Genomic DNA, 11,552 nt, shown 5'->3' with positions numbered 1-11,552 from the left:
GGAAAGATATCGGGATAACTTGAATCGGGATGGTTTATTAAATGTTTCATCCAGGATTTCGGTTTTTTGTATATTCAGAATCGGAAAGGCTTTAATTCTGCGGTCGAGAGAAGATCGGCCGACCACAAACCACTCGTGATTCGAATACAAAATATGATAAGGGCTGAGCATTGTAGAGACAGATTTCTGTCCTTTAGAGCTAGCAAATTGAACTCTGATATTCTTTTTTTCAATGGCTGCTTTGTACAAATTTTTGTAGTGAATCGTATTGCGAATTGTGGGGTTGAAGGGAGGTAACCAGATCGAAATAGACTGGGCTGCATTGATGACATTTTCCCGCAATGTATCCGGCAAGCTGTTCAGGACCTTGGTTGACGCCGATCGGGCTAGTTGATGCATCGGCAATCCCACGATGGCTTTGTCAAGGTCTTGACAGATTACGAGCAATGCCAGAACTTCTTCGGATGTTAAATCCTTGAAGGGCATAATGGTTCGCCAGGGAAGAGTATATCCCTGTTTGACATCGTCATACAGGACATAGATTCCAGATTCCTGAAGCGTACTCAAATCTCGAAATACGGTTCTGCGACTGACCTCGCACTCTCTTGCGAGTTGCGCAGAATTATAGACTCGTCCCGACTGTAACAGAGCAATCAGTTTCAGGAGACGATGTATTCGTCCAACCACCATTGAATATCTTTTGAATGCTTCCCACAAGCCTGTTTCGTGGCGGGATTTCAAACCCGAAAATCTGATTGGATTGTTTGTCGATCATTCAGGAGAATAAGTTTCGAAAACAAACCAACACTTGGAAAACAACAATCGATGGAGATGGGCATCGATACAAATTCATTGCGAATGAGTTTGAGAGGCGGTGGACTTTTCAATCGCAGACTACATTTAAACTTAGCATGTTAAAGCGACAAAAAGTGGCTGAAATCTATTTGGAATAAAAAAAGAGGGAATGCCTGAATCATCAACCTGTGAAAGCTGTATTATCAGAATAACACAACTCTGAAGGCATGTTTTCTAGCCAACAAAACTAGTGGCAGGTTTTTTATTCCCTATCCAAATTGTTCACAGAATCAGAGATCAGCAGTTCATCTTGTGTTGCCGAAATCCGACGGACCTCTGGTAAGGGAGGCGCTTCTTCAGCTCCAATTAATACCCTAACAGTTTCTTCTGTGTTGGTGGTTACAAAAGGATTATTGTTTTCGGGTTCTACAATTTCCAGACGGGCCTCTGTTTCAATGTTGGCTGCAGGAACTGGCGGTGCGTAATCCGGGGCTGTTTCCGGTTCAGGCACGGGTAAAATATCTGGTATCAGGCCATCCTGATCAGATGAGAACGAAGTCCCCTCTTTTTCGGGCATTAAGCCCACTTCACCTACATATCCTGCGGCTACAAATGGTTCTGGCTTGCTTTGAAGTTTGTGAGCATCAACGCCGTGGGTTCTAGCCCAGGCGCGTCTGATCGCTTGTTGATAGGCGACGGGATTCCATTCCCCTTCCATTAAATGGATATTGTTGTGTTTGAGCAACGTGCCTTTCCATTTGTGGAGATTTTTAATCGCTACATTATAAGAAATCAGAGAGCGATAATATTCTGTTTCAGCTGACGCCAGACTGGATTGGGCACGTAACAGGGTGTCAAGCGTCGTGGTACCTGCCTGGACTTCCGCTTCAAACAGCTCTGTCCGTCTGCGGGCAGCACGCCAACGATTAAAATTAGATTGAGCAGTGGCGTAATTCTTAGTCAGATCCTGAAACGTAATCGCCAATTCCTGGCTAACATCCATTTCCTGAGCGTTCAGAATGGCGCGGGCTTTCGACAACCGAAACTCAAGATTTTCAACCTGAGCATGAGCCGAACGGAAGCCGAGTGGTACACTGAATTCCCAACCAATGGTCCAGCTGTCTTGATTATTAGCTAAAAGTGAGCCATAGGCGCTGTGTAAGCCCTGGCTGGTGACGCCATCTGTATTTTTCTGACTGAGTAGACGATCGCCGAAACCATTCACCTGATAACTGGAAACGAGATCCAGACGCGGTTTAGTCAGGCTGGTTGCGGCCATCCGTTGAAATTCAAGGCTCTTGATGTTCCATTTTTGTTTTCGCAATTCAACCCGGTGTACCAATCCTTCTGTCAGACACATACTCCAGTCAGGAGTGAATTCTGCTGAGACAGGGTCATCAATCGGGCGGATAATTTTTCCGTCATTGACGGGCAGACCGACAAGCCGACGAAAACGGCTTTCAGCTGTGTAAATATCGCTACGTGTGGCCTGGACCGATGATTGTGTTTCAAACAGGCGGTCTTTAGCCTGAGCTTCGTCGGCAGGTTTAAAGTTTCTGGTACCGCCGGCTTCCAGTTTTGCTTTTGCCTCGCGCCAACTGCGTAATGCAGAATTACGGGCGACCACCTGTGTGTCATACAAACGATAGGCCAGATAGAGTTGCCAATAGCTCTCTTCAATATCGGAGACAAGGTTGCGTACATTTTTTTCGAAGTCTGCCAGCGCCAGATCATTGTTGATTCTGGCGATGACGACACCTTGACTAACACCGGTAATTCCCGAAAATCCGGATCCAATAGGACCTGCAATCCGGGTATAATCCACGCCTGCTCCCGCCAGGAAGGGCTGACGATAAGAAGCGCCAAAGTTGCCGGCGTAGTTCGATGGAAATAACTGACTTGTCGAATTGCTGCCTGTGTAATTCCAGTTGTGATTAATGGCAAATTGTCCGCCGTTGGCAAATGTTTTTGCGAGTCCGGATTGAAATTGACCGGTTTCCTGAGTCAAAGTTCCTCCGGGAATGCCTCCGAAAAACGGGCTATTCTGAACCTGTTCCGAGCGGCCCCAGAGCATGTTTGCTGTAAAGGTAGTATCAAATGCGGAGAGAGCGGCTTCGACACCCCGTGATCCACCCAACAGGACGTTTGTTTCCTGGATTGAAGGATCATAAATTGAAGGAGTCCCATCCGGATTATTGAGTAATCCATTACCGTTTGTTCCCAACGAACCTGCCACACGAATTACTTCACTGTTTGACATGCCGAGGTGGATTGCTTCCATCAGGGGCAAATCCCAGATTTCATCCTGCGATCGATCTGCTAATGTGCGAGGTTTTCCCGAGAAAGTAATTTCTTCCGGGGTCTCCTCAAAAACAGCGGGGTACTCAATTTTTGTGGCAACGTCTTCATAATACTGAAGCTCTTTTTCACCCAGATAATGCAGGTCCGTATCGGTTCCGAGACCGTGACAACCTACCAGTTGGCTGGTGATTAAGCATCCACAAAAAAAATGGTGTAACTTCTGACGCAGGTTCATGTATCTATCCTTAAAGACATGAACGTCGATTATGATTATAAAGTGCTTTTTTATAACCACTTAGGGTTCATAATCGATTGAACTTTAGGGGAGAATTCACCAACAATCATGATGAGACGAGCATTGCAGCGCACGACAATCTGCCTGGTTGGTAAAATCACTACATTCGGTATCGGCTGTTTAATCGTTACAACTTGACTTTTTTGGTGATTGGGCACAATTCAACGGTTTTTGAGTATGCTGACCGAATTCTGTGTAACGTTTTTCCAACATACCCTTTAGAAGAATGCCTTTGCCAGCAGTGTTTTTTCAATGAAAGCACTCATAACGGTAGTGAATGTCTGGAATTCATTACGATTTCAGCAATAAATCACTGTTCTGCCAGTATTAATCCCCTGCTTCCGTAGGAAGTAAGGGACCCCGATCTGATGCGGAAATTGATCAATGGGAAGATACTATTCGAGTTCAGTGGTATCGGATCATTGTTGTCTCAGCGTGGCCACATGATTGGCTTGAAAAGTGAACGCCGGTCATCTCGTATAGTTGAAAAGAGAATTCTGTTTTGATACGGTCACTGCTTGCCTGTTAACTATCTCGCTTAATATCAACCAGCATGGCCATTGGTTTCAAGAGTCAGCAGGCTTATCGCATAGAATTCATGCACTTGAGATCCTGGTCGCATTCCCTTTTTTGTCAGAAGTATTTGAGGAAACGATGTATAAAGTCACTTTAATTCCGGGAGATGGAGTTGGACCGGAAATCGCGGAAGCTACCCGAAAATGTGTTGATGCGACTGGAGTCAAAATTGACTGGGATGTCCAGGAATGTGGAATCGAAGTCATTGAAGCTGAAGGCAGCGTTCCCGACCGAGTGATGGAATCGATTCGATCCAACAAAGTTGCCTTGAAAGCGCCGATTACTACACCAATCGGAAAAGGGTTCCGCAGTGTGAATGTATTCCTGCGACAGGAACTGGGCCTGTATGCCTGCATTCGTCCCTGCAAAACTTATAAAGGGGTACGAACTTATTTCGAAGATTCAAATGTCGATTTAGTAGTTGTTCGAGAAAACACAGAAGACTTGTATGCGGGTGTTGAATTTCAAGCGGGTGAGGAAAACACGGCATCATTGATCAAAGTGATTAACGAATATGCTACTGGCAAAAAAATCAACACGCCTCTCGACGAAACGGGCGTCAGTATTAAGCCGATGTCTTATCAGGGAACACGCGATATCTGTAACTACGGCTTTAAATATGCTGTAGATAATAATCGCAAAACGGTCACTTCGATCTGTAAAGCCAATATTATGAAGTTTACAGATGGTCTATGGTACGATGAGACCCGTGCTGTTGCTAAAGCATACGGTGCTAAATTTGAGTGGGAAGATCTTGCCGAAGGTGTCGAGGCAGATCCAAAGCTGGCAGGAATCGCCACCGACTGTGGCGGAAGCATCGAATACAATGAACGCCTGATTGACAACATGTGTATGCAGCTGGTTCAAAAACCAGAGCTGTATGACGTGCTGATCACATCCAATTTGTATGGCGATATTCTGAGTGATTTGTGTGCTGGTTTAGTAGGAGGCCTGGGTGTTGCCCCTGGTTCCAATATTGGTCCGGAGTCAGCGATCTTCGAAGCGACCCACGGTTCTGCTCCCAAATACAAGGGACAGAATAAAGTGAATCCGGTTGCTTTGATTCTATCCGGTAAAATGATGCTGGACTATCTCGGCGAACACGAAGCTGCTGCCAAGCTGGATCAGGCTGTTGCCGATGTGATTGAAGAAGGTAAAGACGTGACTTACGATCTGAAAGCTGATCGCAACGATCCAACAGCCGTGGGAACACAGGAAATGGCGGAAGCCATCTGCAAAAAGATGCAGTAAACCCTGAGACACAACAAAAATTTCAAAATAGCGATGCAGAGCAGTTTCGACGCTCTGCATCGCTTTTTTTATTTCAGGAGCGATACATTCCCCGTGATCTCCCGTTTCAGAATCCGCATGTGTCACTTCTCTGCGCTTTCACGTAGATCCGTCATTCGAATCTTTCTCCTTCGACTGGGTCGTCAACCAGAGGGGGACGTGCAGGTTCCAGTAGATCGCGGAACTTCGCAGGGCTAGTATCAGTATGGAACAGGCGAGGCCGATCAAGACCGGAAACGCGGGGAACCAGATGAGTGCGACGACATACAGAATGCAGCCGCAGGTAACCGGGATGGCGTAGAGTTCACGGCGCATCAAGAGCGTTGGTTGACCTGCGAGTACGTCGCGCAACAGGCCGCCTCCGATCGCTGTCAGCACACCCATCATGATCGGCGCGAGGGGCCTGCCGAAGTCAATCCACATCACTTTTTGCGCTGCCTGGATTGCAAACATGGCAAGCCCCAGTGCATCGAGATATAGCATCGTCCTGTAGATTTCCTTGCGTGTCAGGAATCGATCGGTGAGAAAGGCCACTAAACTGGCAGCGAGCGCAACCCAGAGATAGTTCTGGTCCGCCTCCCAGAAGACGGGGACTCCCAAGATTAAGTCGCGGATCGTTCCGCCGCCAATCGCGGTAATCAATCCTAGCACGCAAGCGCCGAACAAATCGATGCCTCGCGGCGTCACGGCCAGCACGCCGGTCACCGCAAATGCGATTGTGCCCACCATCCCCAGCAGATATTGTAAAGTTGCTACGTCCATGGTTGTCGAATCATTCAGCAGTTGTTTTTAACACTCCACCACGCTCATCGGCCATTCATCACGGGGCGCTTTCCATTTTATTGCCGGGATACAAAGATGCGAGTCCGAGAGCAATGATTCTTCGCAATTGATTGGGGAGCAGAAACGTGTTTCCTTCGTCGATCCAATGTCTGTAATTGCGAGTCCTGCCTGGGCAGGATATGCTATGCATTATGGTTCAATCTTGTCTGAAAACGCAAACGACCACACTCAATGCGCAGGATTTCGGTCTTTAGCCTGCCACAACGCGCGCTTCATGCGCGACGGTATTCAGGAATGATTTCCCAATGAGTCAAAAAGAACAAAAAACAAAATACTATTATTTCATCGATGTGGATCTACGCTCTCGTCAAATCATCGGTTGGGGAAGCGAACAGCGGGGTGAAGTGGAGGTCAATCTGACCGAAGGTTTCCATAGAGTGTTTTTGTCAAAGGGACAATACAATAAGCTGACAACAGAGCTTTCAGAGTATTGAATGAAACACCAACGGAACTAAAAGGCGCATGCAGGCAACGGTAGCTATGATTCGTAATCGCCAATACAGTATCACGGAAAGTGCCTTCAGCTGCGGCTTCAACGCTCTCTTTGCCTTCAACCGCACCTTTCAAAAATCTATGCGAGAAATCCTCGTGAGTATCGCGTCCGGCAAGTGGGTTGAACCAGTTATTAATCCCTGAGTGGCAAAGCGCGACCTACCGCTTAATCGTGGATTGGAAAAATGTGGAAATTCAAATTTAGTCAGTCGCTAACATAAGCTGTGACTTAACAGATTCAATTAGGTACCATTCAGATAGTAACATGAGTTGAAGTCTCACTTTGGATGTTTGCTTTCTTCTACGTATACTCGAACTATTTCAAGAAAAGAGTATTTAATTGTGAATGATTTTTTACCGGCCCAGAAAGACAAAAAGTTGCCAGAGAGGCTCACACTTCCTTGTGAATTTGATAAAGAAACTGGCCTGATAGAATTTTGGTCTGGAAAAACAACTTTATCGAAAGATGGAAGGACTAGAACTGGTAGTGGAAATATTTTTTTTGAGATTGCTCCTAAACCAAACGTCTTATTTGAGTTCGAAAGTGACGAACAACCAGAGGCGGTTGAGGTATTAGAAAGCAAGTTCAATACCGAGCAGTTTGGAATACATCAATTGTCTTGTGATCAACCAATTGGACCAATGACTGTTAATGTTACAAATACGAACAAGTTGAATTATTTTTCAGGTCACTTGGGTGAGCATATTGAACCCGACCCTCACTTCGATTCAATAAAATATTTGACCATCAATGGTCCAGACTTATTTGGGAAAATAATCGAAGGAAGTGACTCTGTCTTCAAAGGGAGAACTGAAACAAAAGTCGATGGCTTTGAAATTGTTATCGATCAGATCAAAGAGAAGAAGAAAAATATTCAATTCCCGTTTGTCTTTACACATATCATCGAAGTTAGATTTAAGAAGAGTAGTACAAATTCAGGGATTGATGTAATTGGATCAGTTTTACAGAAAACTCTTTCGTTTATGTGTGGTCGATGGGTGGGATTAGTTGGCCCATGGGGTTATTCGGATACTGGTAAATTAAATCGAGCATTTCCACGAGTAACGATGGTCAGTATGAATCCACCAGGATTATCCTGGTATGACAGAATGGTAATGGGAACTTTCGAGGAGCTATTTAGCTGTTTATTCCATGCGTACAACGAGCCAGAGAAATATAAAGTAATAACGACTGGAATCGGTTGGTACATTGAATCTGAGATGAGCGCTGGTTTTATTGAAGGATCAATTATCTTACAGCAGGCGGCTCTTGAATCATTTGCATGGCTGGATTTGGTGGACAGGACTCAACGATATTCAAAAAGTAAGTTTAAGAAACTGCATGCTGCCGAAAAAATTCGACAGTTGCTTAAGGTGTATTCGATCCCATCAGAGATACCAGCGAAATGTGAGGAAATTCTTTCCTACGCAAATGATAACAATTTGAAAGAAATCGATTTACCCGAAGTGCTGGTCCATATTCGAAATTCGCTGGTGCATGGAACTCCAAGTAAAGTGATGAAACTGTTCTCTCGTAGGAATGGATCACATGAGAGAGTAGGTTTATGGTATCAGATTAATGGTCTTCTAGCTCAAGCCATCCTTGCAATTGTTGGTTATCAAGGAAAGATAACATGCCGCAGTCTTGATGTAGAATTCAGTCATTCGGCAATCAAAGATGTTCCATGGAGGAAGTACGAATCTTAAAGTGGTAAAGGTCTTATTGCAGAGGATCTTGTTCTATCCATAGAGAACAAGTTGATACATCCATGCAAAAATTCTCTTAGGATTCCCATTTCCAACCCCAAAAACAGGTGGAGAGTTGTTGACGATTTGGTACGTTAGAGACCACACACTCGCCTCGTTGTCCCACCACTGGAATTTTTTGGCTTGATTCTTTTTTCGCGTCCTCGATTATCTGGTTCGATGTCCCACTGTGATTTGTTAAAGAGGGAGAACATCGATGCGTTAGACACGAGGTGGCGTATGCTGTTACAGTGGACTACATTTCGAACCTGGGAAGGTCCGGGTAATTTCAAATGGGAAATCGTGGATTAAAATGATGACAGAGTCTACAGCGTGGAAATCTGCAGTTTGCACAGCCATTGATGAGCGGCGGGATGACATCATCAACATCGGCGAATCGATCATGGATGCGCCGGAGTTGGGATTTAAAGAAACACAAACCGCCGAGCGAGTGAAACAAACTTTCGATCAAGTCGGTCTCACATTCGAAGACGGTCTCGCGATAACGGGAGTCAAGGCCGTGTTGCGAGGGGCGAAGGAGGGGCCCACAATTGCTCTGATGGGGGAATTAGACGCATTGCAGGTACCCGACCATCCACGCGCAGACCCGACTTCCGGTGCAGCGCACGCCTGCGGGCATAATGCACAAATCGCTGGACTGATGGGGGCGGCCATGGCGCTCACAGACACAGGGATCGCTGAACACCTTGCAGGAAATATCGTTTTCTTTGCCGTGCCGGCAGAAGAGTATGTGGAGATCAATTACCGGATCGGATTAGTCAAGGAAGGAAAAAATTCCTTTCTCACCGGCAAGCAGGAACTCATTAAACTCGGCCACTTTGATGAGATCGACATGGCGGTCATGATCCATTCAACAAGCCCAGAGGTGAGCGAAGGCAGCATGGGGATTGCCCCTTCTTCGAATGGCTTCCTCGCCAAGAACATTCGCTTTCTTGGGAAAGCATCTCATGCTGGAATCTTTCCCGAACGTGGGATCAACGCCCTGTATGCGGCACAACTTGCTTTGAGTGCGATCAATGCGCAGCGAGAAACCTTTCGTGATCAGGATTGCGTCCGCATACATCCCATCATTACAAAAGGTGGCGATCTTGTGAACATTATTCCGGCGGAAGTTTGCATGGAAACGTACGTTCGCGCGAAGACGCCTGATGCGATTCTCGACGCTTCACATAAAGTTGACCGCGCGTTGCGTGGCGCTGCCATGGCGCTGGGATGCAAAGTGGAAATTGAAACCGTGCCGGGAAATCTGCCACTGCGTAACGACCCAGAACTTGCGGAGATCTTCCGTGACACCGCGGGAGCAGTCCTGGGGGAAGAGAACTATCGCGACTACCCCCACAGCGGTGGATCAACGGATGCGGGTGATCTCAGTCAAATCATGCCGGTGTTGCATCCAATGATGACTGGCGCCGCCGGAGCACATCACCAGACTGACTGGTGCATCGCCGATCATGAGAGTGGATACATCGCCCCTGCAAAAACGCTCGCAATGATGGCTGTTGACTTACTCAGCAACGATGCCGCCAAGGCGCGAGGAATCCTCAGCAAAAACAGTCCGGCAATGTCGAAGGCAGAATACCTGGAACGCCAGACATCTATCTTCCAGACAGAACTGTACGATGGCACGAAGTAAGACCCATGATTTTGGTTCGGAGAAATACAAAAAATCTCTGACGGGAAGGCTAACGAAATGTCTTGGCATCAAGTCCAAAAACTGGTGGACACAGATCGAAGATTTGATACGATAGTCTCCACAAACCTACCGCATTGTCCCACCACTGGAGTCTTCCCCATGTCTGAATCTTTTCACCGTCCACGATTTTCTGATTCGATGTCTCGCCGTGATTTGTTAAAGATGGGAGCGGCTGCGATGGCAGGGACTGCTGGTATGGACTGGTCGCAGCAGGAGTTGGAAGCAGCTGACAGCAAGCGGCCTCAGGTGGCGGGGATCTTCACACAGTTCTTTTATTGCTCGCATGCGTATCATATTTTTCATCCCTTTTTAGGTCCTTATCTCTTCAATGGTAAATTGCTCCAACCACAGTGTGATGTCGTTTCGCTGTATGGAGACCAGTTTAAAGAGGGGGATCTTTCGCGGGGTGTCGCTAAAAAATTTGAGCTCCCGTTTTATAAAACTATTGGCGAAGCTTTGCGTCGGGGAGGCGACGAACTGGCAGTCGATGCTGTTCTCTCAATCGGTGAGCACGGCGATTATCCTGATACCAAATATGGACAGACCATGTATCCTCGCAAACGGTTTTTTGATGAAATCGTTGATGTCATGAAGCAGTCGAAACGGTTTGTTCCCGTTTTCAGCGACAAGCATTTTTCTTATCGCTGGGATTGGGCCCGCGAAATGTATGACACTTCGCGCAAATATGAGTTCCCCATGATGGTAGGTAGTTCGGTTCCCCTGGCTCAGCGGACGATTCCTTTGGAAATTCCAGAAGGCACGGAATTGGAAGACGCTGTTTCCATTCACGGTGGACCTATCGAGAAATACGATATCCATGGTTTGGAAGTCTTGCAGTCGATGGTCGAATTTCGCAAAGGAGGGGAAACGGGAGTTTCTTCTGTGCAGTTCTTGAAAGGCGATGATCTGATAAAAGCAGGCCGCGAAGGACGCTGGTCGATGAAGCTGGCAGAAGCGGCGATGCAAGCCGAGCTGGGAAAAAGTAAACGCGGTCTGTTTGATCCAATCAACAAAGAAGGTACCAGCGAGCCGCATGGAATTCTGCTCGAATACAAAGATGGTTTTCGCGCGACGATGCTCAAAATCGGTACGAATGGCGTTCGCTGGAATTTTGCCTGTCAGGTCAAAGGAGAAGCAACGCCGAAAGCAACCTCATTTTTCCCGGGTCCCTGGGGGAACCGTAATTTATTCCGTGCCTTTTCACATGCCATTCAACATTTATTTGTGCATAAGGAAGAACCTTATCCTTGCGAAAGAACGCTGTTGATGACGGGCGTGCTGGATGTCGCCATGCATTCCTATTTTGAAAAGGGACAGGCTCTGATGAAAACGCCCCAACTGGAGATTGCCTACAAGCCAAAGAATTTCAATCCATTCCGGGAAATGGGTGCATCCTGGGACGTAATTACAAAAGAGATGCCGTTGCCTCAAGATTTTGTAGAGGCCGATCCCCAACCGAAATGAGAGCGTTCTTTCCGTTTCAGCTTGGGGGCTACGGTT

The 11,552-nt window shown here is 46.7% G+C and carries 8 protein-coding genes; 5 read left to right on the top strand and 3 right to left on the bottom strand.

Translation table 11 applies throughout. The features are described from left to right. The coding region (locus Q0668_RS19465) for a WYL domain-containing protein (RefSeq protein WP_298867694.1) at nucleotides 1-690 on the bottom strand (690 nt) is incomplete at its 3' end. Nucleotides 691-1,057: 367 nt separating this feature from the next. Further along, the gene (locus Q0668_RS19460) at nucleotides 1,058-3,331 is read right to left on the bottom strand and encodes a TolC family protein (protein ID WP_298867692.1); all 2,274 of its coding nucleotides are present in this window, start codon (nucleotides 3,329-3,331) and stop codon (nucleotides 1,058-1,060) included. A 714-nt stretch (nucleotides 3,332-4,045) separates the two neighbouring features. Here Q0668_RS19460 and Q0668_RS19455 point away from each other — a divergent pair. After that, nucleotides 4,046-5,218 carry an isocitrate/isopropylmalate family dehydrogenase gene (locus tag Q0668_RS19455; protein ID WP_298867690.1) on the top strand — a complete coding sequence of 391 codons (1,173 nt, stop codon included), beginning with the start codon at nucleotides 4,046-4,048 and terminating at the stop codon, nucleotides 5,216-5,218. Nucleotides 5,219-5,356: 138 nt separating this feature from the next. Here the strand turns inward: Q0668_RS19455 and Q0668_RS19450 are convergent, their stop codons facing one another. Beyond that, on the bottom strand, nucleotides 5,357-6,019 hold the full coding sequence (locus Q0668_RS19450; RefSeq protein ID WP_298867688.1) for a trimeric intracellular cation channel family protein: 663 nt from the start codon (nucleotides 6,017-6,019) through the stop codon (nucleotides 5,357-5,359). A 326-nt stretch (nucleotides 6,020-6,345) separates the two neighbouring features. On the opposite strand from Q0668_RS19450, the gene Q0668_RS19445 reads away from it, so the two are divergent. From Q0668_RS19445 to Q0668_RS19430, 4 genes are all read left to right on the top strand, one after another. Further along, on the top strand, nucleotides 6,346-6,534 hold the full coding sequence (locus tag Q0668_RS19445; RefSeq protein ID WP_298867686.1) for a hypothetical protein: 189 nt from the start codon (nucleotides 6,346-6,348) through the stop codon (nucleotides 6,532-6,534). Between the two features lie 400 nt (nucleotides 6,535-6,934). Beyond that, nucleotides 6,935-8,299, top strand: a complete 1,365-nt coding sequence (locus Q0668_RS19440; RefSeq protein WP_298867684.1) for a hypothetical protein — start codon at nucleotides 6,935-6,937, stop codon at nucleotides 8,297-8,299. A gap of 352 nt (nucleotides 8,300-8,651) precedes the next feature. After that, complete coding sequence (locus tag Q0668_RS19435; RefSeq protein WP_298867682.1) at nucleotides 8,652-9,992, top strand: amidohydrolase; 1,341 nt, start codon at nucleotides 8,652-8,654, stop codon at nucleotides 9,990-9,992. Between the two features lie 159 nt (nucleotides 9,993-10,151). Next, nucleotides 10,152-11,516, top strand: coding sequence for a hypothetical protein (locus Q0668_RS19430; RefSeq protein WP_298867680.1), 1,365 nt, complete (start codon nucleotides 10,152-10,154; stop codon nucleotides 11,514-11,516). The last annotated feature ends 36 nt before the right edge of the window (nucleotides 11,517-11,552 follow it).

This window comes from uncultured Gimesia sp. (genome assembly GCF_937910335.1).
Lineage (GTDB): Bacteria > Planctomycetota > Planctomycetia > Planctomycetales > Planctomycetaceae > Gimesia.
This window is presented reverse-complemented; position numbering and strand designations above follow the sequence as displayed.